This is a genomic window from Bacillus infantis (genome assembly GCF_050107595.1).
GTDB lineage: Bacteria > Bacillota > Bacilli > Bacillales > Cytobacillaceae > Bacillus_AB > Bacillus_AB infantis_C.
On record NZ_JBNILH010000007.1, the window covers coordinates 210,140 to 234,455 of the forward strand.

Below are 24,316 nucleotides of genomic sequence, written 5' to 3' on the forward strand. Positions count from 1 at the left end.
CTGGAAGGCTCCAGAAGATTTTCTCCTAAGTAAAAAAGGAAAAAGCTCCATGCATCTGGAGCTTTTTCCTCTCGTTCTGTTTCTCTGCTTTAAAAACAAATAGCATTTTGCCATTCCATCCTAATCGCCTTGATGCCCGTGCTCTGGTTCCGCAGGGGGTTCAGCGATAAATGTATCGTAAATATAATAACCGCAAACCACCAAAAGCAGATATACTGCGGCTGATATGGCCCACTTTTTCATCAGAAGCCCTCCTTATAATTTAACCCGCTGCAGCCTCAGCGCATTCAGGACAACCGAGACTGAACTGAAAGCCATTGCTGCCCCTGCCAGCCATGGTGCCAGCAGACCGAGTGCTGCAAAAGGAATGCCGAGCGTATTATATCCAAAAGCCCAGAAGAGGTTCTGCCGGATATTCGAGATTGTTTTCCTGCTCATATAAATGGCATCAGAAATGCTTCTTAAGTCACCGCGGATCAGGGTGATATCTGCCGCTTCCATCGCCACATCAGTGCCTGTTCCGATTGCCATTCCAATGTCAGCAACAGCCAGTGCCGGTGCATCATTGATTCCGTCTCCCACCATGGCGACAATTTTCCCTTGCTTCTGCAGCTTTTTCACTTCTTCTGCCTTTCCTTCTGGGAGGACTTCAGAAATTACTGCATCAACTCCTGCTTCCCTGCCGATTGCCTCGGCTGTAGCCTTGTTGTCACCTGTCATCATGATTACTTCAAGATCCATCTCCTTAAGGCGTGCTATTGCCTCCGCAGATGTATCTTTGATCGTGTCTGCAACAGCAATGATGCCGGCAAACAGCCCGTCAATGGCTGCCAGCATGGCAGTTTTGCCCTCGCTTTCAAGCTTTTCAAGATCCCTGGCAGCGGAGCTGAAATCAACAGAATTCCCGCCGAGCAGCCTTCTGGTTCCTATCAGGAGCTTCTTTCCATCCACAACAGCTTTAATGCCATATCCGGGGATTGCCTCAAATTCTTCCGCTTCTTTCATATCTATATTGCGGGCTTTGATCCCTGCCGTTATTGCCTCGGCAAGAGGATGCTCTGACTGCTTTTCAGCGGCGCCTGCCAGTGCCAGGAACACGGTTTCATCCATTTCAGTCAGCACGTCAGTCAATACCGGCTTACCGTTGGTAATTGTGCCTGTTTTATCAAGGACAACGGTTGTGATGCGGTGTGTCCGCTCAAGATGCTCCCCGCCCTTAAAAAGGATTCCGTATTCTGCAGCCCGCCCGGAGCCAGCCATGATGGACGTCGGAGTTGCCAGACCAAGTGCACATGGACATGCTATCACAAGGACAGCGATCAATTTTTCAAGAGCTACTGCAAAATTGCCTGGATCTGCCCATAGGTACCAGATAAGGAATACAATGGCAGCGATCCCCACAACAATCGGTACAAATATCCCGGAAATCTTGTCAGCAAGGCGCTGGATTGGCGCCTTTGATCCTTGTGCATCCTCAACAACTTTGATGATCTGTGCGAGGGCTGTATCTTTCCCCACTTTTGCTGCCTGCACTTTTATGAAACCATTTTTGTTGATGGTTGCCCCAATGACTGAATCGCCGGGCTCCTTATCTGCAGGTACGCTTTCACCTGTTATCATGCTTTCATCCACGGCGGTTCTGCCCTCAAGGATCATTCCGTCAGCAGGAATTTTCTCTCCTGGCTTCACGGCAAGGATATCACCGGGCATGACGCTTTCCAGCGGGATTTCTGTTTCCTCGCCGTTCCTGATAACGCGCGCCGTTTTAGCCTGCAAATTCATCAGCTTTTTAATGGCCTCAGAAGACCGTCCTTTTGCTTTGGCTTCAAACAGTTTCCCCAGAATAATCAGCGTTATCAGGACTGCACTGGTCTCAAAATAGAGATTTACTGAGTGGCCCCCTGAACCTATTGATTTTATTGATAAATATAAGCTGTAGAAAAAGGCAGCAGAGGTGCCGAGGGCAACCAGTACATCCATATTGGCACTGCCGTTTCTAAGAGCTTTGTAGGCGCCTGTATAAAACTGGCGGCCGATGATAAACTGGACTGGAGCAGCAAGGGCCAGCTGCACCCAGGGATTCATGAACATCTCCGGCACATACAGGAAGCTGGTAAAGCTGAAATGTCCGGCCATTGCCCATAGTAATGGCAGAGAAAGAATAAGAGCAAAAGTGAATTTTCCTTTCTGTCTCTCAATTTCCCTTTCACGGTGGTCCTGCTCTTCCCCTGTTCCTTTCTCTGTCTTCAGGGCAGCACCGTAGCCAAGCTTTTGAACTCTTTTAATAAGGTCGGCTGGCGACACTGCAGCAGGATTATAGACAACATCAGCCCTTTCCAGCGCCAGGTTGACGTTTGCGTCACTAATTCCTTCCATTTTCTTAAGTCCTTTTTCAATACGTGAAGAGCATGCTGCACAGGTCATCCCGGTAATGGTGAGCTCTGCTTTTTCAGTCACAACCTTGTAGCCCAGATTCTCAACCTTTTGAAAAATATCTTCCTGCTTTACTTTTTCAGGATCAAATTGAACAGCCGCTTTTTCAAGAGCCAGATTGACTGAAGCATTTTCCACGCCTTCAACCTTTTTTAGTCCTTTTTCTATTCTTACGGCACAGGCTGAACAGGTCATCCCGCTAATTTCAAACTGAGTTTCTTTTGCTTGCTCGCTCATCGCTAACATCTCCTTATACCTATACGGGGTATATTTTGATGAAAAAGAGAACGTGCCTCAGCACGGTCCCGCAGGCTATCTGCTGTTAGACAACATCATAGCCCTGATCATCGATTGTTTCTTTAATTTCGCCCAGATTTACTTTGGATGAATCATATTCGACATTGACTTTGCCATTCTCGAGATCAACCTTTACAGCAGATACGCCTTCAAGCTTCCCTACGCTTCCTTCTACAGCTTTTACGCAATGGCCGCAGCTCATGCCTTTTACTTCTAATGTGATTGTTTCCATTCTGAATCTCTCCTTTATTTCTTCATTAGTCTTTGCACAGTTACCAGCAGCTCATCAACCACCTCAAGGTCGTTCTCCTGGATCCTCTCGACTACACAGCTCTTCAGGTGCCCCTCGAGCAGAAGTTTGGCAACGCTGTTCAAAGCAGACTGAGTGGCTGAAATCTGGGTAATAACATCATCACAATACGTATCCTTTTCAATCAGGCCTTTGATTCCCCGGATCTGGCCTTCAATCCGGTTAAGCCTGGTGACAAGGTTTTTCTTTGTCACTTCTGAGTGATGGCTCTTACGCACGCTCATATGATCGCAGCTTTCACCCTCAGGGACTAACGGCAATTCATTTAATTCCTTTTCCATTAAATTCCCTCCCCTTAACTGTATTGTAGTATACCCTGGTATGGTATGTAAAGTAATTCTTCTCAATTTAGAAAAAAAATAAAAAAGGAGAATCTCAGCTCCTTTTTCAGCTTAAGATAACCTCTTTTTCAAGATAGCTTGCCCTTATCCCGAAATTCGGGGGAGCAGGATCAATCTTTTCATTTAAGAGGAGTTTAATGGCAAGATAAGGGAAATTAATGCCGGACAGACAGCTGATATGAAGCCCCCCGCTCATTCTCGGGTTGATTTCCAGCAGCTTTGGCACACCTTGCCCATATTTGACTTGAACATTGAACACATATGGAACCGGGAATTCACGATGAAGGTTTTCGGCTATCCCGCTGAGAAGCAGGTTTTCCTCCAGCTCCCTTACCCGTCCTTGGCCTTTTTTCCTTGGAATGCTGGTGTACAGCCTGCCGCCGTCAGCCAGGCAGTCGATACTGTATTCAGGGCCATCCAGATATTCGAGCACCATCAGGTCTGGAAAGCTTTCTTGCTGCGATAAAATTCCGCAGGCATTCGCAAAGGAAATCCGGTGTCCAACCCCTTGCCCGAACAGCTCCGCTATTGAATCTTCACGATCCTTTACCACTCTGAATCCATATGCCCCTTCTCCAATTACAGGCTTGAAGCAGACTTTATGGCCTGCAGCCTTAAGCTTATGATAGGCTTCCTTGAAGCCTGCAGCTGTATTGACGACTTCGTAGTCAGGGATGCTTACCAGCTGCTTGCCGGCTGCTGTCTTTTCCTCAATTGACCGGTAGATGGCCGCCTTATTGTCCATGAAGGACATCAGCATCGGGTCCGGGCAGACAAGCACCTTGACGCCTATTGCTTCAAAACGGGCAAGATTCCGTGAAATCAGGACATTTTCCTTGCGGGGAATAAAAATATCAATCTCGTTCCGGGCACAGAAGTCCAGGCAGAACAAAATATATTCCTCACCGGATATATCAGGCTCAATCCCTTTGAAATCGCATACCTGCAAATAGAGTGCATCCTTGTCCGGATGGGTCCCATATATGGTAAAGCTTCTATTGTCAGGATTGTTCTTAATCATTGTGATATAATGGCTCACCGTCGTGAACCAGCGGTTAAACCAGATTTTCATGCCAGCCCTCATTCCCCTGTCAGTAAAATATGAACTCCTGAGAACTCCTTTGCCACAAAAGGCTGAAAAAAAGGAATACTCTGATAGATCTATTATCTCACATTTTCGACAGAGGTAAACAGTATCTGGCAATCTTCTACTGCATAAAAGTCACACTGTACAGGATGATCGGCAGGGTGATGATGCTCAGGCATGTGCTGGCAAGCGTCGCGCTTGAAACAAGCTCCGGATCTGTACCATATTGAACGGCATACATGGTCGTATTAGCAGCAGAAGGCATGGCCGCCATGACAATCATGATCTGCTTCAGAAGAGTATCCGCAGGCAGGAAAAATGTAAAAGCCAGCGCGATCAAAGGAGATACAACCATTCTCAAGGTAAGGGAGACAGAGAGCGGGCCTATTTCCAGGTTTTTTACTGATATATTGGCGAGCGTGATGCCAAGGATGATCATGACCGTTGGTATGGCCGCATCTCCTACCATCCGGACTGCTTCCATCAGAGTCCCGCTGACATGAATGTTCATAAACTGCAATGCCGCTCCGAGCAAGGCGCCGTAAACAATCGGCACCCTTACGACCTCTTTCAGGGCCGTTTTAAAGCTGGCATTTTCAATAGATCCTTTAGCTGCATAATATACCCCCAGGGTGCACATCAGCAGCTGCTGGATGACCATCAGCACAACCGCATATTGTATTCCTTCCTGTCCAAACGCAAACAGGACAAGCGGGGTTCCATAATTGCCGTTATTCATGAAAGCTGATGATAAAATGATGCCGCATGTGCGCTTTCTGCTGTATCCTGCAAAATAAGCTGCAGCATACACGAGCGCAATGATTGCCAAGGCCAGTCCCAATGTGTAAATGGCCATTACTGCATAATCAAGATTGAACTCTGTTTCGTAGAAAGTCCTGAAGGCAAGAAAGGGAGTCATTAAGTATATGGCCACGATGGACAGAGACTTCGTTTCCAGCCTGAAGATTTTCTGGCCGGCATAGCCAAGGCCAAAGATAAGAAAAATGGGAATTAAGATTGCTATAAAGGACATTTCATCAGCTTCCATTCAAGATATTTCGGATTTCGTAAAAACCAGTTTCTATTATACAAGAATCTGTACTTCTCTGCTCAAGAAAAGCATTAAAGTTATTAATTTTTAAAAATTCGAATGAAAACTGGAAATTTCTAAAAAAAGCATGATGCTGCAGCCGCAGCAATCATGCTTTCTCTTTAATGATGATGCTTTTCTTTTAAAGGATTGTAGATGACAAATTCCTCTTTTGGAACAAAGAAGTACTGGATCCATACACCATCCAGGAAATCTTCCCGTGCATCGAGCAGGATGTCGATATCCTTGTCGGTTGATACAATTTCATCATGCTCTGCAGGTGTATCGAGCTTAATGTCATAATGGGCGTGGTTTCCGTGATGCTCTGTCACGAAAACGCGGATATACTGGCCTTCTTCTGCTGTTTCCAGCATCTTTTTCAGCACTTTAGCCGCATTGCGGTTGATTTTGACTTTCATTTTTCCGATCTCCTTTTAAGTGTTATACGCCCGGGAACCAGCCAGGGGTATTAATGATAGCCTGCCAGAGCGGATCTGGAACAGTCAGCTCCCCCTGGGCATCCTTATCAATTTTGGTTTTGATTTCGTCTTCCCTGCCCTCTTCGACTTTTTGCACCCACTCCGGATCAATGATCAGCTCACGGCCCAGCGCAATAAGAGGGACGCCTGTTCCAAACGCTTTTTCTACTTCTTCCGGCGTATAAAGAGAACCAACGCCGATAACAGGGACAAGGCTGCCGACTCTTTCCTGGATGATTTCAATTCTGGACCTTGTATCTTCGACTCCGCGGCGCGGCGCTGACCAGAAGTCCTGGAGTGAAACGTGGAGATAGTCGAGATCTTTTTTTGCCAGCTCATCGATCAGGACAAGAGTGTCCGCCATCGTAATCCCTGGTGTTTCCGGTTCTTCAGGAGAAAATCTGTAGCCTACAGCAAACGGCTTTTTGGCATGTGCCGCAACCGTTTTCTTGACTTCATCAACAACAGCGAGCGGGAAAGTAAGCCTCTTTTCCAGGCTGCCTCCCCATTGATCATCCCTGCGGTTTGAATGAGGAGAAAAGAATTGCTGCAGCAGATAGCCGTTGGCTCCATGGATTTCCACCCCGTCATACCCTGCTTCAATTGCACGTCTTGCGGCTTCGCCGAAATCTTTAATAATGCTTTCAACTTCCTCGCCGCTGAGCGCGCGCGGTTCCTTTTTTCCTTCGCCTGAGCCTGCAACTGCACTGGCGCTTACAATATCTCCGTTCGGAACGAGCTCAGGAGGGCATTCCCTTCCGCCATGGAAAATCTGCAGGATCGCTTTCGCTCCTTCTGCCTGAATGTCTCCTGCAAGGCGCTTCAAGCTTGGGATGTACTCATCTTTATGGCCGGCAAACTCTCCCGGGAAGCCTTTTCCATTCTCGGTCACATATGTACAAGCCGTAATCACCATGCCAGGACCTTTTGACCGGCGGGCATAATAGGCAGCCTCAGCATCAGAAACAGTATCATCTTCATTGGAAGAGAAATTTGTCATTGGTGCCATGACCAGTCTGTTTTTAACTTCAATTCCACTTTTAAAAGTAAATGACTCAAAAAATTGTTTGTATTGTTCTTTCATAAACCTGATGTCCTCCCTTGGTGTGTTTTAGAGTTCTTCTGCTTCAAAGCGTTCGGCCTTGAGCGGTGCTGACAATACTTCTTTCATTTCCTTCATATAGTTCTGGAAGTGGGCAGTTTCGCCGTGCAGCCTTACAGCTTCCTTGTCCTTCCATTTCTCCAGCATCACAAATGAATTTTCATTACCGGCACTCTCAAATAAATCATAACTGATATTTCCTTCCTCAGCCTGTGACCCTTTGATCACTTCTTTGGTTTTCTCCAGGAAAACATCACGCTTTGCCGGATCCACCGTAATATGGGCATGAATGATAATCATAGAAAGCTCCTCCTTCTTTTTTACACAAATTTTAGTATTGGTTAAAAATCAATGAAATATCTTCCGAATTCTTGAACTGTAACAAAAAAAGTTACATTAAGGATTCAAAAGGGATTAAGGATATCATATTCTACCGGGAGAGATTTTTCAAAAGAAATGCTTGAATGAAATGCGGAAGCGGCTTGTTCAATTAACTAAAAACGCTGCGTCCTGTGGCAGCGTCTGCATTCCCCCCGTCCTGCGGGCTCGTCAGCATAAATCACAAAAAAGCACACTCTGTTATGAGTGTGCTTGCCCTTTAAATATGGATAATACGAATTTTTTGCCCCGGCTTTATGAATGAGAGGAGCGGGCGGTCTTCTTCTTTTATCCTGCCGGCTATATTTACTCTTTCATCTGCCGGAAGATCAGACAGTGTTACTTGCACTTCACCTTTGTAACGGCCGTAATGCTCATTATCCACAGTAATCGTTCCTGCATCGCGTTTACCGCAGTTCAATGGGGGCACAGGGTCAGTTGTCCGGGTATTCATGAACCTGACTGCATCCCTTGCCTGATCAGGCCGAGTAGCATAAGTTCCCTCAAGTATTGCACAATTCTCAGCTCTCAGCGGCATGACAGAGTCTTCTTCGTAAGCCAGAAGATCCTCCAGCAGCCCTGCACCAATATCCGGATCGCCGATATAAATATCATCAATTCCCACAGCCTTCAGCTCCACATAAGCAGCAAAGGGTTCAGCATGGCGATGCTTTTCAAGCGTCGGCAGGCCTTCGAATAGCGGTCCCCTTTTTTCACCCCGGGATGGAATATAGGCAGCAAGCGGAATTCCCAGGCTTTTAAAAAGCATATTCTGATCATAGAAAAAAGATTCAGCCAGCCCGGTTTCCCTTCTCGGGTAAAAATTATGCCATCCAATCAGCCTATCAGGTTTAAGCCCGAGATTGAGAAGGTTTTTAATATCTTCCTCGAAAAGGATACTGGAGTTCACAGCTATTTTGTATTCCTTTGCAAGGGAGATAATCTGATGATGGTCGAAAAAGTCATCCAGCCTAAGGCCGGCTACCCCAAGTTCTTTTAAAGCAAAAAGGTCTGCAACTCCCAGATGGCCAGGTGTATGCATGGAAACATCCGCATAAACATCAATGCCGCTTTCCTTTGCAGCAGAAAGCAGCCTCTTGGCCGCTGCCGCCAGCTCCCCTTTTTCTTCAGGGATATGAAGCGAGGTGAAGCCCCGCTTCACCCCTTTGCTTCCTGCATCCCTGATCCGCTCTTCAGCAGAAGGATCGTTCAGATAGAAGGAAATGCCGATCAATCAAACTCACCAGCCATTTCATCTTTGAATCCGAACAGATAGGTGAAGGCAAATCCTGCTGCATAGGCAATGACAAGTCCCACAAGGTACAGAAGAATTTCACCTACATTAACAATGAAGGCAAGCGGCAGGCCGGATACTCCGATTGCAACAGTGGCAATATCGAAATGCGCCTGGAATGCGCCGCCTACACCTGCTCCAAGACAAGCCGTAATGAAAGGTCTTCCAAGAGGTAGCGTTACACCAAAGATCAGCGGTTCGCCGATACCAAGCATTCCGGAAGGCAGAGCCCCGCCGATTGCCCTTTTGAGGCGCTTCTTCTTGGTTTTGAAATAGATGGCAAATGCTGCACCAACCTGGCCGGCGCCGCCCATTGCAAGGATTGGCAATAATGGATCATCGCCGATTGAATTGATCAGTTCCAGGTGGACAGGAGTAAGACCCTGATGAAGCCCGGTTACGACAAGCGGCAGGAAGGTTGCCCCAAGGACAAATCCGGCAACGACGCCGCCGATATCAAGAACAGAAAGCAAGCCCTTTGTTATTCCTTCAGAGATAAAGCCCCCAACAGGCATGAATACCACATAGGTGACAATCCCTGTAATCAGCAGCGAAACTGTTGGCGTAATGATAATATCCAGTGACTGTGGTACAAATTTTCTGACCCGCTGCTCGACCAGCGCAATAAAGATGGCAGCAAGGAGTACTCCTATCAAGCCGCCGCGGCCAGGAACAAGCGCTTCACCAAAAAGCGTGATGCCGGCGACTGAAGGATTGATAATCAATATCCCTGCAAGTCCGCCCAGTGCAGGCGAACCCCCAAACTCTTTCGCCGCATTGATACCGACCAGGATGCCGAGATAAGCGAACAGTCCTCCGCCAATTACAGTCAGAATCATGGCAAGCTGTGATTCACCATCAAGCCAGCCTGCCTGAATGACAGCCTTCGAAATACCTGTGATCAAACCGGAAGCAACAAGTGCCGGAATGAGCGGGATAAAGATGCTCGCAATCTTGCGAAGGAACAGTTTAAAAGGAGTCGCATTTTTCTTATTGATTTCTGACTTTTTGCTTGCCGCCCGGTCATTCAGATTGAGCTCACCCGACGCTTCAAGCAGTTTGCCAAACTCTTCTGTAACCTTATTGACCTTGCCAGGCCCAAGAATAATCTGCAGTGTTTCTTCTTCTACAAGTCCCAGGACTCCATCTGTTTTTTTCAGTCCTGCTTTGTCTACCAATGACTCATCTAGCGGCGTTACTCTAAGACGGGTCATGCAATGCGTATAGGATCCGATATTGGAAGCTCCGCCCAGCTTTTCGAGTATTTTCTCGGCAAGAATTGTATTTTCGCCAGCCATTTGAATTTCCCCCATTTCTAACATTGATGTCAGTAAAAATTTTCAAACTATTGCAATCGTTTTCATCCAAGACATAAAAAATAGCTTAAGAGAATAATAGGATAAAGTATCAGTCCAAGCCTATATTATGAAAAACCCCTGTCAGCTGTTTTTTGATGACCACCCCCAAAAAAGGATATGCAGAGGGCAGGCCCGTAACATGGCGCCTTCCCCTGATAGGTTTAATTGCCGGCCTTCTCCACTGCCATACGCACATATCCGCCAGCCTGATTGAGCAGCTCCTCTGCTTCATCTTTGCTTTTTCCTGTTTTGATCATAACGATTGCAGATTTAGCTTGAAGCCCGCTGTCTTCAAGAGCCTTTTTGGCCAGTTCATAATCAGCACCGGTTATCTTGCTGATGATGCCGATTGCACGCTCCTTAAGCTTATGATTGCTGACATGCACATCCACCATTAAGTTTTCATAAACCTTGCCGAACAGAATCATGCTGGCAGTTGAAATCATGTTCAGAATCATTTTATGGGCAGTTGCCGCCTTCAGCCTTGTTGAGCCTGTCAGCGCCTCAGGGCCGACAATCACTTCAATGCTGTGGTCAGCTTCTTTGCTGATGATGGCGCCGGTGTTGCATGAAAGTGCTACCGTCCTGGCTCCGATGCTCCTCGCATACTTAAGCGCTCCTGCCACATAAGGGGTGCGCCCGCTCGCCGCAATGCCGATTACAGTATCATCTTGTGTCAGGCCAATCTCCTTCAGATCCCGTTCGCCCCATTCCGGCTTATCTTCTGCCCCTTCAACGGCCTTGACAAAAGCATCCCTGCCCCCGGCCATGATTCCCTGCACAGATTCCGGATCCGTACTGAAAGTAGGCGGGCATTCAACCGCATCCAAAACACCGAGCCTGCCGCTTGTACCAGCCCCTATATAGATGAGCCTGCCTCCCTTTTTCAGGGATTCGAATACAAACCCGACTGCTATCTCTACATCCGGGAGAACCTGCTCAACTGCTAATGCCACCTTCTTGTCTTCCTCATTCATCATCGTTATGATTTCCAAAGGTGAAGCCGTATCAATCTTCATTGTCCGCTCATTGCGGGTTTCCGTTGTTAACGAGGTTAAGTTCTCTTTCATTCCTAAGGCCCTCCTGTCACTGATGAACTAGTTCTAATTTCATTATAGAGGGTTTGAAATATTAGTTCAATAACATATTTTCTTTTATGAAATATAATTTCAACACTGGTGGAGTTTGAGCTTGTTTTTACTATTATATATATGAGCCTGGTTGGGTTGTATTCTTTTTTTAGATGGACGGAGGGGGCGGGTGAAAAAATGTTTTAGTTTGGGGCCGGGTTGGAGCGTTGTGTATTACGAGCCTTTGAGCAATTTAACGGTTGTTTGGATGACTCACTCTTTTTCTTGCCTGCATGGGTAGATTAGACTCCTTTCTATATCTCTTTTCTTGTCAGTCATGTATTGATTAGTCCTCTTTCTATGCATGACTCTCACCTTTTCTGGCCTGTCATGCATCGATTAGTCCTCTTTCTATGCATGACTCATCTCTTCTCTTACCAGTCATGCATTGATTAGTCCTCTTTCTATACATGACTCAACTCTTCCCTTGCCTGTCATGCATCGATTAGTCCTCTTTCTATGCATGACTCATCTCTTCTCTTACCAGTCATGCATTGATTAGTCCTCTTTCTATACATGACTCATCTCTTCTCTTACCAGTCATGCATTGATTAGTCCTCTTTCTATACATGACTCATCTCTTCTCTTACCAGTTATGCATTGATTAGTCCTCTTTCTATACATGACTCATCTCTTCTCTTACCAGTCATGCATTGATTAGTCCTCTTTCTATGCATGACTCTCACCTTTTCTGGCCTGTCTTGCATCGATTAGTCCTCTTTCTATGCATGACTCCCACTTCTTCTTGCGTATCATGCATCGATTAGTCCTCTTTCTATACATGAACCATCTCTTCTCTTGCCTGTCATGCATCGATTAGTCCTCTTTCTATACATGACTCATCTCTTCTCTTACCAGTCATGCATTGATTAGTCCTCTTTCTATGCATGACTCATCTCTTCCCTTGCCTGTCATGCATCGATTAGTCCTCTTTCTATACATGACTCATCTCTTCTCTTACCAGTCATGCATTGATTAGTCCTCTTTCTATACATGACTCTCACCTCTTCATGCCAGTAAAAAATTGATTAATCTCTTTTCTAAAACGAAATATAATTCATAAATAATGGGTAGCTCTCCCGCGCCTTTCAATTGCAAAATTCTTTTTGAGTATCTGTTGGATTGTTCTTCTATCCTTAATAATCCTGCACCAATCAATAAGCAAAGGAGTGGTGATTGTCCTCCGAGGAAAAAGCATCCTAATTTCCTCCACAGCCCCTACCACTGCATCTTCAAGAGTTTCCCTCCCACCGCAAAGTTCACAGACCACTAATGAATGTTTAACAGTATGATAAAACTCCTTGCATTGCGGGCAAACCAAACCTTTTTCTAATTGTTCATAGGGGTATTCATAGTTTCTCGGAAAAGGGTCTTCCTCCATATGAAGGGATACAAGCTTCTTGGCTAAATTAGAGTGTGAATGTTTTATAGGAGAGGTCTGGTTCAGGAGTTTTTCACGGAAGCGGTTCATTTGGCCGGGGAGGATGATGGGGAGATTCTTTGGGGCCTGGAAGAGGCTGAATTCCGGATTTACAAAGATTAAATTAGCTTCCATTCTAACCTCAAATCCATGTTCCTTCAAAAGCTGTCTCATAAGGTTTTCTGTGCGCCTCAGCTGAAGTACCGGATTCTTGATTTCTTTACCGGAAAAAGTGTACCAGGCATCACCTGAATATAAAAGTCGCACTGGTAGTTTTTAATTTCAAACAGGTAAAGCGCTGTACCGGAAAAAATTAAAGAGTCAACTTGAAAAATCGTACCTTGATGGGAAAGCAAGAGATCATTTAAAATATGCCCATCAATGGTATTAACCCACTGGTCAAACTCCTCTTCTCCCTTCCAGCCCTTCAGCAATATATCGAGCTGTTTTGCGTCCGGGGCAGCAAGCTGGACCCTGGCGCCAAGAGATTTCAAAATCCTCAATTCAGTTGATTCCACACGCTTTTTTCTCAATTATGTCCTCCTCCTTTCCCTACCATTTTATTACAGCCCCACCTAAAAAAAAAGCAATAAAAAACACCAGGCCGCTACTGCGGAAAAAGCAGCAGCAGCCCGGCGGCGGCCGGTGTTAATATCATTGAGGCCTTCAGTACGTTTTTGGGAGCATAGGCTGTGAATTTTGCACCGATATAAGCGCCTGTCATGGTGCCGAGAAGCACTTGCAGAAGAAGCAGATAGTCGAGATAGCCTTCGGACTGATACCCTAGGCCTCCTCCTGCCGCAATAGGCAGTATAACAAGCATAGTTGTGCCTATCGACTGTCTGATTGTAAGGCCGAGCATGATCAGTAAACCAAGCTGAATGAACGGTGTGGATCCAATCCCAAATGTTCCCGATAATAAGCCGGTTATCAGACCAAGGATGATAGCTTTTCCCGCCAGCTGGAAGGACAGCTTGTCTCTCCGGACTTCCTGGTCAGTGAGATTCCTGGATATGTACAATCTAACCATGAGCAATATGGAGGACAGGAACAGCATGCCTGCCGTCAGCCAATGAAGTGATTCCACAGGTATCCCTGCAGCGAGCTTCGAGCCTCCGTATGCACCGAAAGCACCGGCAATACCTGTCACAAGCCCTGCCTTCACCGCCATATTCCCTTCTCTGTAATGGCTGTATGCTCCTGACAAGCTTGTGAAAATCATTGCAGTAAGTGATGTCCCTAAAGCAATATGGATCGGCACATCGAACACCAGCGTCAGGATTGCAATGATAAAGCCGGCCCCGCCTGCCCCGATAAATCCCAGGAGCATGCCCATCAGCAGCATCGTTAAAGTTATGGCCATAATACTCTTCCTTCCTTTTTCCATCCTTTATTATACATATATCCATCTGAAAAAATAAGAAAAGAAGGCCCCTGCAGGAGCCTCCTTCTACTATTTCCTAATAAAAGCACAGTCCAATAAGCGATACAGCCATCGAGCTGATTCCGGCGATCAGGAAGGAAGACAGCAGTACTGATGTGGCCCCGGCTTTGAATTCCTGCCATTTATAGTCGCTGCTTACCATGCTGTCAGTCCGTTCCATGGCATTGGAACGGGGAAACAGGCTAGTCCCGATAGTGCGGAATCCGCTGAAGAACAGTGATAGAAATCCAGTTTTAAAGATGGTGATGATGACGGCTGCAGAAAGCCCCGCTATACCTGCGATGAATGATAGATTGATCCAGTCCAGCAGGGGCAGGATTCCCATTACCCGTATACTTAGCCAAATGCAGGTGATCAGCAGAAAACCTGTTATTTTCCATTTCATAAGATGTCCCCCCAGACTGTTTTTCTAACATTATAGCAGGAACGGCGGAAGCTGGCAGCCTCCGCCTTCCTATTATTCTGAAACTTTCTTTGTCCACTTGAGAGCCGGATAACGGTTGAACGGATATACGACTCCTTCGAATTTAGGTGATGTCAGGTACGTATTTGTGTAATGATATACCGGCATGAACGGCATTTCTTCCATCAGGATTTTTTCAGCATCATGCAGAAGCTGATAGCGCTTGGCTTCATCCTGTTCCACTTTTGCCTGGGCAATCAGTGAATCGTATTCTTCGTTGACCCATTGTGTACGGTTGTTAGGGCTGTCTCCCAGATAATAATCGAGGATTACAACAGGATCGAGAAGGACACCGATCCAGCCCATGCGTGCCATTTGGAAATTATGCTGCTTTGTTGTATCAAGGTAAGTCTTCCATTCCTGGTTGGCCAGCTTGATGTTAACGCCCAGATTCTTTTTGACCATTTCCTGTACAGCTTCACCGATTTTCTTGTGGTTTTCGGCTGTGTTATATAGAAGGGTTACTTCTGGAAGGGTTGTCCAGCCTTCTTCTTTCATCCCTTCTTCCAGAAGCTTTTTCGCCTCATCTGCATTTTCCTCAAAATAAGCTCCGCCGGTTTCACGGAAGTCTCCGTCAGGTGTTTCAACCCCTGGCGGCACGAAAGCAAAGGCCGGAGTCTCGCCTGCTTTTGTAATGTTCTCTGAGATAGCTTCACGGTTGATGGCCATAGCAAAGGCACGGCGGACTTTAGCATTGGTAAATGGCTCTTTTTCAACATTGAACATATACATATATGTTCCGAAATAAGGGACTTCCTGATATTCCTTGTTTTCTTTTTCCTGGGCAAGGGCATCTGTCGGAAGTGTCTGGATCAGATCAAGTTCACCTGTTTTATACATCTGATAGTAGGTGGTTGCATCATTGACCATTTTCCAAGTGATTTTCTCAAGGCTTACTGCCTCGCTATCCCAATAGTTTTCATTCTTTTCTGCAACTGCTTCACTGTCATGCTTCCAAGAAGTGAACTTGAACGGTCCGTTGCTCACATAGCCTTCTGCATCGGCAGCCCAATTTTTATTCTCTTCAGCAAGCTCCTGTTTAACAGGATAGAATGTCCACATTGTCAGCAATTCGTTAAAATATCCAAGCGGTGCATTCAGCTCAACGACAAGTGTTTGGTCGTCCTTGGCTGTGACGCCGACTTCTTCTGCACTCCCGTTTCCTTTGTTATATTCCTCGGCACCTTTAAGATAGTAAAGGTAGAATGCAAATGAACTTCCTGTGTCCGGATTCAGGACGCGCTTCCAGGCGTATTCAAAATCACCGGCCGTCACTGGTGTCCCGTCTGACCATTTTGCATCATCACGGAGTGTGAAAGTATAGGTTTTCCCATCGTCAGATACCTGTACATCCTTCGCTGTGCCTAATACCGGCTTTCCGTCCTTATCTTTTGTATAAAGGCCTTCAAAAATATGGTCCATGATCCAGCCTGATGTTGTATCTGTTGCAAGTGCAGGATCCAAATCCGGCGGCTCGCTCATCGCATTAAGTACGATTTCCTGTTTAACATCTTCCCCGCTTCCGCTGCCGGAAGCTCCTTCATCACCGCTGCAGCCAGCTAAAGCTGAAGAGACAAAAAGAGCTGCGGCAATTCCTGATAACCATTTCTTCATATTCCCATTCCCCTCTCATCCATTATATTTATCTTATCCTCTCTCATTTCCTGCAGAGAAGTGAAGATCAATCGTTGTACAAGTGGCAGGCTGTCCAGTGGCCAGGCCTTGCTTCCTTCCATTCCGGCACTTTTTTCACACAGATGTCCATTGCATGCGGACAGCGTGTCCTGAAACGGCAGCCGCTTGGCGGATTCACCGGGCTCGGAGGATCTCCCTGAAGTGTGATGCGCTCCCGCTTGGCTGCGGTCGGATTAGCCACCGGGATTGCTGAAAGAAGCGCCTGTGTGTAAGGATGGAGCGGCTCGGCAAAAAGCTCTCTGCTTTCGGCCAGCTCCATCATCCTGCCAAGGTACATGACACCAATCCGGTCGCTGATATGCTTGACCATCCCCAGGTCATGGGCGATGAATAAATAGGTGAGCCCCTGCTCTTCCTTCAGATCCTCCAGAAGATTGATGACTTGTGCCTGGATGCTGACATCGAGCGCAGAAATCGGTTCATCGGCAACAATGAATTTCGGATCGACAGCAAGAGCCCTGGCAATGCCGATGCGCTGGCGCTGCCCGCCGCTGAATTCATGCGGATAGCGTTTGGCATGCTCGGGGCGCAGGCCCACCCTTTCAAGGAGGTCATAAATCCTTTCCTGGCGCTCCTTTCCTCTGGCCAGTTTGTGTGCATCCATGCCTTCCGCGATAATATCGCCGACCCTCATCCTTGGATTAAGGGATGCGTGGGGATCCTGGAAAATGATCTGCATTTCCCTGTTGACCTCCTGCATCTCCTTTTTATCAAGCGACTCTACGTCCCTGCCGTTATAAATGATTTTTCCTTCTGTTGGCTTCTGAAGTCCGACGATGGTTTTGCCGAGCGTTGATTTTCCGCTTCCGCTTTCACCGACAAGGCCGAAGGTTTCGCCTTTTTTTATGGAAATCGTGATATCATCGACTGACTTTACCGTCTGGTCTTTTTTAATTTTGAAATATTTTTTCATAGCTTCTATTTCTAAAAGTGTTTCAGCCATTTTCATTCCCTCCCTGCTGCAACGAAGTCTTCGGCCTTAGGGGCCCTTGGGTCATTCAGCCAGCATTTGGCCTGATGCCCATTTTCCTCTCCAAATGCTGGCGGCATTTGCTGCAGGCAGATTTCCATTGCATATTTGCATCTTGGTGCAAAAGGACATCCCTTTGGAGGCGAAAATAAATCCGGAGGGGAGCCTTCAATCGGCACGAGCCTTTTCTTATCAGGAGAGTCTGTATCGGGAATCGACTCAAGAAGTCCCCAGGTGTAGGGATGCTTAGGATTCTCGAAAATTTCAGCGACAGTCCCGCTCTCGATCATCATCCCTGCATACATGACAATCACACGCTGGGCCGTTTCAGCGACCACTCCCAAATCATGCGTGATTAATATAATAGAAGTATTTGTTTTTTTCTGCAGATCCTTCATCAGATCCAGCACCTGGGCCTGGATCGTTACATCAAGTGCAGTGGTAGGCTCATCTGCGATCAGAAGCTCCGGATTGCAGGCAAGGGCAATCGCAATCATGGCACGCTGCCTCATCCCCCCGCTGAATTCGTGTGGATACTGGCTGTACCGCTCTTCAGGATTTGGGATGCCGACGAGTTTGATCATCTCGATTGCCTTTTCCTTAGCTTCTGTTTTTCCCAGCTTTTGATGGATGAGAAGACCTTCTTCTATCTGCTTGCCTATTTTCATTGTCGGATTTAAGGAAGTCATTGGATCCTGGAAGACCATGCTGATCTTCGAGCCTTTGATTTTTTGCATTTCCCTTTTGGAGATTTTCAGCAAATCCTTATCCTGAAAAAGTACTTGCCCATTCTTTACTTTTCCGGGAGGAGTGGGTATCAGCCCCATGATCGTCTGGACAGTCACGCTTTTTCCGCTTCCGCTTTCTCCTACGATAGCCAGTACCTCGCCTTTATCGATATGAAAGGAAACGTCCCGGACTGCCTTTACCTCTCCTCCGTATGTCTTGAAATTAACTTCGAGGTTTTTCACTTCCAGCAAATGGCTCATCTGTCATGCCTCCTATTTCCGTACTCTTGGATCCAGCGCGTCCTGAAGTCCGTCACCGAATGCATTGAATGCAAACATTGTCAGGGAAATCATCAGCCCCGGGAAAAACAGCCTCCACCATTGTCCGCTCAGGATGACACCCAATGCATCATTGGCCATCGTCCCCCAGCTTGCAAATGGGGCTTGAACACCCAATCCAAGGAAGCTGAGAAAAGATTCGGCAAAGATGGCCTGCGGGATTGTAAATGTCAGATTGACGATTATGATGCCCATCGTATTTGGCAGCAGATGGCGCATGATGATTTTCCCGTGGGAGGTCCCCAATTTTTCTGCTGCCATGACATATTCCTGTGACTTCAGCTGAAGGATCTGACCCCTGATGATCCTGGCCATCCCGACCCAACCTGTGACAGACAGGGCAATGATAATGGTTGTGACGCCAGGTTCCATGATGACCATAAGCAGGATGACGACGAGCAGATAAGGGATGCCGTAAAGAATCTCAACAAGCCTCATAAGCAGGCTGTCCACCCGGTCTCCGAACTTCCCTCTCCCGGCCATATAGCCGCTGATCCCGCCTACCGCTACACCGAGGATCAGGTCGATGATGGCTGCGGCAAAACCGATAGTCAAGGACACCCTTGCTCCGTACCAGGTACGCGTCCACATATCCCTCCCCAGATCATCTGTCCCGAACCAATGCTCTGAAGATGGGGCAAGATTGCCTTTAGTCAGATCCTGGTCAGAAGGGCTGTACGGGACAAATGATGGTCCGAAAGCCGCAAGGAGGATGATCACCAAAAGGAGGCTGAAGCCAAGCAATGCCAATTTATTTCTTACAATATTCAGTGCCGTTTCCTTCCAGACGCTCAAGGACGGCCTCTGGATTTCATCAAGGCTCTTTTTATCGGGCGATACAGGCCTGAACAGGAGCTCTTCTGATTGTTTCGGCTGCATGTTTATTCCCCTCCGCTCGATAGTTTTATTCGTGGGTCGATCAGCCTGTAGGAAATATCAATTAAAAACAGGGTGATGACAAGAATGGCGCTGAAGAAAATCGTTGTCCCCAGGATAACGGGATAATCCCTGTTGAAGATACTGTCAACGAAATAGCGGCCGATTCCAGGTATGGCAAAGATTTTTTCAATAACAAAGGTACCGGTTATCAGCGCAACAAATAATGGGCCGATAAAGGAAACGACCGGCATGATGGCATTCCGGATACCGTGCTTAAGTACAAGCTGGAACGTTGAAAGACCCTTAGCATTGGCTGTCTTAATATAATTCTGGTTCATGACCTCCAGCATGCTTGAACGCATGAACCTGGCGATGACTGCAAGCGGGGTCGCAGCCAGTGCGAGTGACGGGAGGATTGTATGCTCCCATGTTCCCCATGAAGCAACAGGCAGCAGCCTCCAATCCACCGCAAAATATTTAATCAGGAGCGGCGCCAGGATGAAGCTTGGGACAGAGATGCCGATGATGGCAACCATCATGCTCGCATAATCGATGAAACGATTATGGTTCAGTGCCGCTATAATCCCGAGCGCAAGGCCGAATATTAAAGCGATCGTGATAGACTGGATCCCAAGCAGTGCAGAAGCCGGTGCGCCTTCAGCTATGATCGAGTTGACGCTCCTTGTTTCCGACTGGATGGACGGCCCAAGGTCACCTACCGCAAGATTTTTCATGAACAGTGCATATTGTACGGGCAGCGGTTCATCCAAATTGTATTTGGCTCTGATATTCTGTAGAACTTCCTCAGGCAGCACATCGCCGTCTGAAGCAAATGGATCCCCGGGTATGAATTTCATTATGACGAATGTCAGTGTAGCGATTACCCAAATCGTTAAGAGCATGATGAGGAATCGTTTGACTATGTACATTTGCTCACCTCCACAGCATTGAAGGAGCAGTAGAGCTCCTTTTTCTTTTTACGCATTCACCTGGCCCAGAACTCCATTGGTAGCAGTCATTGCTATGATGACGCAGCCCCACATATGCTTATAGGCAGTGACCATATCATCGCAAGTAAACTTGATTCTCTTTGGCCCTATCAATTCAACTGTCGGGAGGGTTGTTGTCATTTTTGCCTGCTGCGGCCCCTTCATTTCGATTTCAAATGTTACCGGCCCTTCCGTCTCGACAGCCTGCTGGTCCTTTGCCTTTTTAACGGCAGCCTCAGCCTTGGCCCTGATTTCTTCCCTTGCTTTTTCAGGGTGGATCAATTCGGCAGCGAACCTGTCAACCGCCCTTTTCGTTACGGCTCCCTCTACATGCGGAAGTGTTTCCTGCACTTCTTTTACATAAGCGTCATCACCGGAAACAAAGATTGCCGGGACACCGAAGGCCCCTGCCACCATTGTGTTCATTTCTGTTTCACCAACGATCTTTCCGTTGATTTTCATTTCGTTCACACAAATGCCTGCAAGTGTATGGGAAATGACAGTCAGATCAGAACCGCCTTCCCTGCCATGATGGCCGACGAACATGATCCCGCTGAACGTTTCATCCAGACCTTCAAGCTGGCACATGACCCGGTTGTTCCCTGATACGAGGCGGGCACGCGGATCCATTTCTTCAATGATGATATTTGACATATTGCCATGGCCGTCTGCCACGACCACTTCCTCTGCCCCTCCATTGAAAGCTCCTTCGATTGCTGCATTCACATCGGCTGTCATCAGCTTCCTGAACCGCTGGTATTCTGAATTCGTTTTTAGCTGCTGGTTTGTCGCTACTCCTGAAATGCCTTCCATGTCTGCTGAAATAAAAATTTTCATTAAATATCCTCCCAAATGAATAACTATTCATTATTTTAATTTTTCAGTCTTTTCGGAGTGTGTTTTGGGTAATTCAGCCTCCCCTTTTAAAAAGGGAAGGTCTGGTCTTCAGTCAAATTCCTGATAAAGGCTGTGACAAGGTCTTTGGTTGCAGCCAGATCGCCGATATCGGCAACCTCAACAGGTGAATGTGCATAGCGGGATGGAATGGAAAGGACGCCAGTCGGGATCCCTTTATTGGCATAATTGACGGCTCCTCCGTCAGTGCCAATGCCAGGAAATACTTCAAGCTGGTACGGAATCTTGTTTTCTTCCGCCAGTTTTACTAACAGGTCCTTCACCGTCTTATGTACAATCAGGCTGAAATCCATGACTTTAATGCCAGTGCCTCTTCCAAGTCCGAGGCTTCCGTCCATTGTTTCCTCCGGCGTATCGCTGACTGCAGTCGTATCGACGGCAATAGCCGCATCAGCCTGCAGATGCTCGGAAGCTGTCTTTGCCCCCCTTAGCCCGACTTCCTCCTGGACTGCAAAAAGGAAAATAAGCTCTCCGGCAAAGGAACCATCCTTGACCTCTTCCAGAGATTCAAGCAATACTGCGCAGCCTGCCCTGTCATCCAGTGCCTTGGAGCGGACACGCTGCTTCTTTTCCGGCCCGAATACCTGGAATTCCGTTCCCCAGGTTACCGGCGTGCCGATCCCGACGCCCATTTCAGCTGCTTCTTCAATAGATGAAGCACCGATATCAATATACATTTGCGTATGCTTCCGAACCTTTCCCGGGTCGTCAAATTTCGCATAGTGTGCGGAAATCGTGCCGATCACACCGCTGACTTCCCCTTTGCTGCCCATCACCCTGACAGGCTGGGCCAGCATGATGCGGTCATCATTTCCGCCAAGCTTCTCGAAGCGGAGAAGGCCGTTCTGTTCTATTTTTTTGATGATGAATCCAACTTCATCGATATGGGCCGTCAGCAGAACTGCCGGACCCGGCTTATCCCCTTTTTTCCTGGCGATCACATTGCCGATCGGATCGATGGTGACGGAATCTGTTTTATCTTCAAGGTATTCTTTTAAAAAATAGGACACTGAATGCTCGTACCCGCATGGACCGGAAAGGGACGTTAATTTTTTTAATATCTCCAGCATAATATCTCTCCTAATCTATTTGGCTTTTAAATGAATTCAAAGGTATTTTTAAACACTTCAAGCTGGACAATGCTGTTTACTTCTGTGATATCCTCCAGCCCGTTCAGCCTTAGCAGCAGATCGGTTATCTCATCCTGGCTCGGCACCGCAATTTGGACAAGAAGCGAATATTGGCCGGAGGTCAGGGTAACATACCTGATTTCCCGGAAGGTTTTCAGTTCATCAATCACTTTATGTATGCTCTGCGCCCGGACTTTCAGCTGTATGATTGCGCCTGCCTTTAAGCCAAGGGCAATTGGGTTTACAACTCCGACCACTTCAAGGATATGATTGTCTATCAGATTCTTGTAGCGCAGCCTGACTGTTTTTTCAGTCACATTCATCTTGCCGGCAATCTCCGTAAATGACATTCTTCCGTCTTTGGAGAGCAGCTTGATAATACCCCTGTCCAGTTCATCAATTTCGTATTTCATAAATTACCTCCTTTCGGTATAAATTTATAAAGCAAGTAACAAAAACGGGAATACCAAATCAAAACAGGTACTGTTTACAATATTTTAAAAATACTTTATTATCGAAAAAAGGAATTAAGGGTAATTATAGAAAAAGAATTTTCAGAAATCAACATTTTTTATTAAAAAAGGAGCGAAAAAATCATGTTAGCGATTACAAATGCGAAAATTTTTGATGGTACAGGGAAAAAATATGAGAATGCCAATCTTCTTATTCAGGACGGGAAAATTCAAAGAATAGGAGAAAATCATGAAATCGGGGAAGAATATACAGTCATCGACGCAGCAGGCAAAATTGTCACGCCAGGTTTGATTGACGTACATACTCATCTGGGTGTGCATGAAGAGGGTGTCGGAAAAGAAGGACAGGATTTTAATGAAACTAGCGCAGCTGCCACTGCCCAGGTGAGGGCCCTTGACGGAATCAACCCGATGGAGAAAGGTTTTGAGGATGCAAGGCGCTTTGGGATAACGACTGTCCAGGTGATGCCTGGAAGCGCCAATGTCATCGGCGGAGAGATGATTGTCCTGAAAACAGCCGGGCAAATCATTGATGAAATGGTCATCAGGAACCCTTCCGGCCTGAAAGCGGCAACCGGAGAAAATCCGAAAAGATTCCATGGCGGGAAAGGCATCATGCCGACTACCCGGATGGGGGTGGCCGCGATTCTCCGCGAAAAATTTATTGAAGCACAAAGCTACATTGAAAACCGCAAAGCCGGAAAAGCAGACCGCAAGCTCGAACTTGAGAACATTGCTAAGGTGCTGAATAAAGAAATCCCTCTTCGCGTCCACGCGCACCGGGCCGATGACATAATTACGATCTTAAGGCTTAAAAGGGAGTTCGGCTTTGATCTGACCATCGAGCATTGTACAGAAGGCCATCTGATTGCCCCATTCATTGCCAAGCATGAAGTCCGGGTTTCTGTCGGTCCGACTATGTCTTCCCGATCCAAAGTGGAGCTTGCAGATAAAGGCTGGCATACACTTCCTGCCCTTGCAAAAGAGGGGATAGCATTTTCCCTTACCACTGACCACCCTGTCGTCGGAATCGAACACCTGATGACCAGTGCGATTCTGGCGGTCAAAAACGGCCTGAGTGAAGAGCAGGCACTAGAAGCGATTACGATTAATGCGGCAAGGCATCTCGGAGTCGAAGACCGTGTCGGATCGCTCGAACCTGGAAAGGACGCCGACTTTGTCATCTGGAGCGGGGATCCATTTGATTTGCGTTCCTCTGTGGAGGAAACTTATATCAATGGGATAAGAGTCTGAACCAGGCGGTTAGTCTTCTTTGCCGGCAGTTTTGCTGTCAAATGATCAGCCGGCTGACTGTTCAGAAAGGATATCTTCAGATTCAGAAATCTCTCCGGGGAATTGGCGCGGCATTATTAAAGGCCAGCTCCCCTGCTATTTTAAGCCGATGAATAGAAAACATCGGCTTTTTTAGTTGGTTTAAAAACGTTTAACTCCAAACGAATCTGCCTTCAAAGGATTTTATATGCCTCGTGGAAAAGCCTGCTGTTTCTATCGCCGGCACACGCCAAATAGCCGCCCTGCACAGCAATCAGCTGTTATGGCGGCTAACCTGGA

Annotated in this window: 25 protein-coding genes; 1 reads left to right on the forward strand and 24 read right to left on the reverse strand. The window is 46.9% G+C overall.

Going from position 1 to position 24,316, the window contains the following annotated elements:
- Positions 1 to 120 precede the first annotated feature (120 nt).
- The 24 genes from ACQCVH_RS16215 to ACQCVH_RS16330 form a co-directional block, all read right to left on the reverse strand.
- On the reverse strand, positions 121 to 243 hold the full coding sequence (locus tag ACQCVH_RS16215) for a hypothetical protein (protein ID WP_426836676.1): 123 nt from the start codon (positions 241 to 243) through the stop codon (positions 121 to 123).
- A 12-nt stretch (positions 244 to 255) separates the two neighbouring features.
- Positions 256 to 2,670 (reverse strand): heavy metal translocating P-type ATPase, encoded by a 2,415-nt coding sequence (locus ACQCVH_RS16220; RefSeq protein WP_426836677.1) that lies wholly within the window; start codon positions 2,668 to 2,670, stop codon positions 256 to 258.
- 85 nt (positions 2,671 to 2,755) lie between these two features.
- On the reverse strand, positions 2,756 to 2,962 hold the full coding sequence (gene copZ, locus ACQCVH_RS16225) for a copper chaperone CopZ (protein ID WP_009793167.1): 207 nt from the start codon (positions 2,960 to 2,962) through the stop codon (positions 2,756 to 2,758).
- Between the two features lie 14 nt (positions 2,963 to 2,976).
- Positions 2,977 to 3,321: a metal-sensitive transcriptional regulator gene (locus ACQCVH_RS16230; RefSeq protein WP_426836678.1), complete on the reverse strand. Its 345-nt coding sequence runs from the start codon at positions 3,319 to 3,321 to the stop codon at positions 2,977 to 2,979.
- 106 nt (positions 3,322 to 3,427) lie between these two features.
- On the reverse strand, positions 3,428 to 4,453 hold the full coding sequence (locus tag ACQCVH_RS16235; RefSeq protein ID WP_426836679.1) for an ATP-grasp domain-containing protein: 1,026 nt from the start codon (positions 4,451 to 4,453) through the stop codon (positions 3,428 to 3,430).
- Between the two features lie 136 nt (positions 4,454 to 4,589).
- Positions 4,590 to 5,501: an AEC family transporter gene (locus ACQCVH_RS16240; RefSeq protein WP_426836680.1), complete on the reverse strand. Its 912-nt coding sequence runs from the start codon at positions 5,499 to 5,501 to the stop codon at positions 4,590 to 4,592.
- A gap of 179 nt (positions 5,502 to 5,680) precedes the next feature.
- On the reverse strand, positions 5,681 to 5,977 hold the full coding sequence (locus ACQCVH_RS16245; protein WP_094768924.1) for a heme biosynthesis protein HemY: 297 nt from the start codon (positions 5,975 to 5,977) through the stop codon (positions 5,681 to 5,683).
- A 22-nt stretch (positions 5,978 to 5,999) separates the two neighbouring features.
- Entirely contained in the window at positions 6,000 to 7,121 is a 1,122-nt protein-coding gene (locus ACQCVH_RS16250) for an NADH-dependent flavin oxidoreductase (RefSeq protein ID WP_426836681.1), read from the reverse strand.
- A 27-nt stretch (positions 7,122 to 7,148) separates the two neighbouring features.
- Positions 7,149 to 7,439, reverse strand: a complete 291-nt coding sequence (locus ACQCVH_RS16255) for a putative quinol monooxygenase (RefSeq protein ID WP_426836682.1) — start codon at positions 7,437 to 7,439, stop codon at positions 7,149 to 7,151.
- Positions 7,440 to 7,737: 298 nt separating this feature from the next.
- The gene (locus ACQCVH_RS16260) at positions 7,738 to 8,751 is read right to left on the reverse strand and encodes a MupG family TIM beta-alpha barrel fold protein (RefSeq protein WP_426836683.1); all 1,014 of its coding nucleotides are present in this window, start codon (positions 8,749 to 8,751) and stop codon (positions 7,738 to 7,740) included.
- Entirely contained in the window at positions 8,748 to 10,109 is a 1,362-nt protein-coding gene (locus ACQCVH_RS16265) for a PTS transporter subunit EIIC (protein WP_426836684.1), read from the reverse strand. The genes ACQCVH_RS16260 and ACQCVH_RS16265 overlap by 4 nt, the downstream gene beginning before the upstream one ends.
- 221 nt (positions 10,110 to 10,330) lie before the next feature.
- Positions 10,331 to 11,239: an N-acetylmuramic acid 6-phosphate etherase gene (murQ, locus tag ACQCVH_RS16270; protein WP_426836685.1), complete on the reverse strand. Its 909-nt coding sequence runs from the start codon at positions 11,237 to 11,239 to the stop codon at positions 10,331 to 10,333.
- A gap of 1,117 nt (positions 11,240 to 12,356) precedes the next feature.
- On the reverse strand, positions 12,357 to 12,881 hold the full coding sequence (locus tag ACQCVH_RS16275; RefSeq protein WP_426836686.1) for a hypothetical protein: 525 nt from the start codon (positions 12,879 to 12,881) through the stop codon (positions 12,357 to 12,359).
- A 29-nt stretch (positions 12,882 to 12,910) separates the two neighbouring features.
- Positions 12,911 to 13,252 carry a nuclease-related domain-containing protein gene (locus ACQCVH_RS16280; protein WP_426836687.1) on the reverse strand — a complete coding sequence of 114 codons (342 nt, stop codon included), beginning with the start codon at positions 13,250 to 13,252 and terminating at the stop codon, positions 12,911 to 12,913.
- A 74-nt stretch (positions 13,253 to 13,326) separates the two neighbouring features.
- Positions 13,327 to 14,082: a sulfite exporter TauE/SafE family protein gene (locus ACQCVH_RS16285; RefSeq protein ID WP_426836688.1), complete on the reverse strand. Its 756-nt coding sequence runs from the start codon at positions 14,080 to 14,082 to the stop codon at positions 13,327 to 13,329.
- A gap of 97 nt (positions 14,083 to 14,179) precedes the next feature.
- The gene (locus ACQCVH_RS16290) at positions 14,180 to 14,548 is read right to left on the reverse strand and encodes a DUF3899 domain-containing protein (protein ID WP_426836689.1); all 369 of its coding nucleotides are present in this window, start codon (positions 14,546 to 14,548) and stop codon (positions 14,180 to 14,182) included.
- Positions 14,549 to 14,620: 72 nt separating this feature from the next.
- Entirely contained in the window at positions 14,621 to 16,240 is a 1,620-nt protein-coding gene (locus ACQCVH_RS16295) for a peptide ABC transporter substrate-binding protein (protein ID WP_426836690.1), read from the reverse strand.
- A 67-nt stretch (positions 16,241 to 16,307) separates the two neighbouring features.
- Positions 16,308 to 17,264, reverse strand: a complete 957-nt coding sequence (locus ACQCVH_RS16300; RefSeq protein ID WP_426836691.1) for an ABC transporter ATP-binding protein — start codon at positions 17,262 to 17,264, stop codon at positions 16,308 to 16,310.
- A gap of 2 nt (positions 17,265 to 17,266) precedes the next feature.
- Positions 17,267 to 18,280: an ABC transporter ATP-binding protein gene (locus tag ACQCVH_RS16305; protein ID WP_009795620.1), complete on the reverse strand. Its 1,014-nt coding sequence runs from the start codon at positions 18,278 to 18,280 to the stop codon at positions 17,267 to 17,269.
- 12 nt (positions 18,281 to 18,292) lie between these two features.
- On the reverse strand, positions 18,293 to 19,237 hold the full coding sequence (locus ACQCVH_RS16310; protein ID WP_426836692.1) for an ABC transporter permease: 945 nt from the start codon (positions 19,235 to 19,237) through the stop codon (positions 18,293 to 18,295).
- Between the two features lie 2 nt (positions 19,238 to 19,239).
- Positions 19,240 to 20,166: an ABC transporter permease gene (locus tag ACQCVH_RS16315; protein ID WP_426836693.1), complete on the reverse strand. Its 927-nt coding sequence runs from the start codon at positions 20,164 to 20,166 to the stop codon at positions 19,240 to 19,242.
- 48 nt (positions 20,167 to 20,214) lie between these two features.
- Positions 20,215 to 21,063, reverse strand: a complete 849-nt coding sequence (locus tag ACQCVH_RS16320; RefSeq protein ID WP_426836694.1) for a M55 family metallopeptidase — start codon at positions 21,061 to 21,063, stop codon at positions 20,215 to 20,217.
- 86 nt (positions 21,064 to 21,149) lie between these two features.
- The gene (locus ACQCVH_RS16325) at positions 21,150 to 22,211 is read right to left on the reverse strand and encodes a M42 family metallopeptidase (RefSeq protein WP_426836695.1); all 1,062 of its coding nucleotides are present in this window, start codon (positions 22,209 to 22,211) and stop codon (positions 21,150 to 21,152) included.
- 26 nt (positions 22,212 to 22,237) lie between these two features.
- Positions 22,238 to 22,684 carry an Lrp/AsnC family transcriptional regulator gene (locus tag ACQCVH_RS16330; protein WP_257991457.1) on the reverse strand — a complete coding sequence of 149 codons (447 nt, stop codon included), beginning with the start codon at positions 22,682 to 22,684 and terminating at the stop codon, positions 22,238 to 22,240.
- 183 nt (positions 22,685 to 22,867) lie between these two features.
- Between ACQCVH_RS16330 and ACQCVH_RS16335 the strand changes: the two genes are divergently transcribed.
- A complete protein-coding gene (locus ACQCVH_RS16335; protein ID WP_426836696.1) occupies positions 22,868 to 23,998 on the forward strand; it encodes an amidohydrolase in 1,131 nt (376 codons plus the stop codon).
- Positions 23,999 to 24,316: the final 318 nt, after the last annotated feature.

Coding starts and splice junctions, on each gene's coding strand:
- ACQCVH_RS16215 (WP_426836676.1), bottom strand. CDS start 243: ATGAAAAAGTGGGCCATATCAGCCGCAGTATATCTGCTTTTGGTGGTT.
- ACQCVH_RS16220 (WP_426836677.1), bottom strand. CDS start 2,670: ATGAGCGAGCAAGCAAAAGAAACTCAGTTTGAAATTAGCGGGATGACC.
- copZ (WP_009793167.1), bottom strand. CDS start 2,962: ATGGAAACAATCACATTAGAAGTAAAAGGCATGAGCTGCGGCCATTGC.
- ACQCVH_RS16230 (WP_426836678.1), bottom strand. CDS start 3,321: ATGGAAAAGGAATTAAATGAATTGCCGTTAGTCCCTGAGGGTGAAAGC.
- ACQCVH_RS16235 (WP_426836679.1), bottom strand. CDS start 4,453: ATGAAAATCTGGTTTAACCGCTGGTTCACGACGGTGAGCCATTATATC.
- ACQCVH_RS16240 (WP_426836680.1), bottom strand. CDS start 5,501: ATGTCCTTTATAGCAATCTTAATTCCCATTTTTCTTATCTTTGGCCTT.
- ACQCVH_RS16245 (WP_094768924.1), bottom strand. CDS start 5,977: ATGAAAGTCAAAATCAACCGCAATGCGGCTAAAGTGCTGAAAAAGATG.
- ACQCVH_RS16250 (WP_426836681.1), bottom strand. CDS start 7,121: ATGAAAGAACAATACAAACAATTTTTTGAGTCATTTACTTTTAAAAGT.
- ACQCVH_RS16255 (WP_426836682.1), bottom strand. CDS start 7,439: ATGATTATCATTCATGCCCATATTACGGTGGATCCGGCAAAGCGTGAT.
- ACQCVH_RS16265 (WP_426836684.1), bottom strand. CDS start 10,109: ATGGCTGGCGAAAATACAATTCTTGCCGAGAAAATACTCGAAAAGCTG.
- murQ (WP_426836685.1), bottom strand. CDS start 11,239: ATGAAAGAGAACTTAACCTCGTTAACAACGGAAACCCGCAATGAGCGG.
- ACQCVH_RS16285 (WP_426836688.1), bottom strand. CDS start 14,082: ATGGCCATAACTTTAACGATGCTGCTGATGGGCATGCTCCTGGGATTT.
- ACQCVH_RS16290 (WP_426836689.1), bottom strand. CDS start 14,548: ATGAAATGGAAAATAACAGGTTTTCTGCTGATCACCTGCATTTGGCTA.
- ACQCVH_RS16295 (WP_426836690.1), bottom strand. CDS start 16,240: ATGAAGAAATGGTTATCAGGAATTGCCGCAGCTCTTTTTGTCTCTTCA.
- ACQCVH_RS16300 (WP_426836691.1), bottom strand. CDS start 17,264: ATGGCTGAAACACTTTTAGAAATAGAAGCTATGAAAAAATATTTCAAA.
- ACQCVH_RS16305 (WP_009795620.1), bottom strand. CDS start 18,280: ATGAGCCATTTGCTGGAAGTGAAAAACCTCGAAGTTAATTTCAAGACA.
- ACQCVH_RS16310 (WP_426836692.1), bottom strand. CDS start 19,237: ATGCAGCCGAAACAATCAGAAGAGCTCCTGTTCAGGCCTGTATCGCCC.
- ACQCVH_RS16315 (WP_426836693.1), bottom strand. CDS start 20,166: ATGTACATAGTCAAACGATTCCTCATCATGCTCTTAACGATTTGGGTA.
- ACQCVH_RS16320 (WP_426836694.1), bottom strand. CDS start 21,063: ATGAAAATTTTTATTTCAGCAGACATGGAAGGCATTTCAGGAGTAGCG.
- ACQCVH_RS16325 (WP_426836695.1), bottom strand. CDS start 22,211: ATGCTGGAGATATTAAAAAAATTAACGTCCCTTTCCGGTCCATGCGGG.
- ACQCVH_RS16330 (WP_257991457.1), bottom strand. CDS start 22,684: ATGAAATACGAAATTGATGAACTGGACAGGGGTATTATCAAGCTGCTC.
- ACQCVH_RS16335 (WP_426836696.1), top strand. CDS start 22,868: ATGTTAGCGATTACAAATGCGAAAATTTTTGATGGTACAGGGAAAAAA.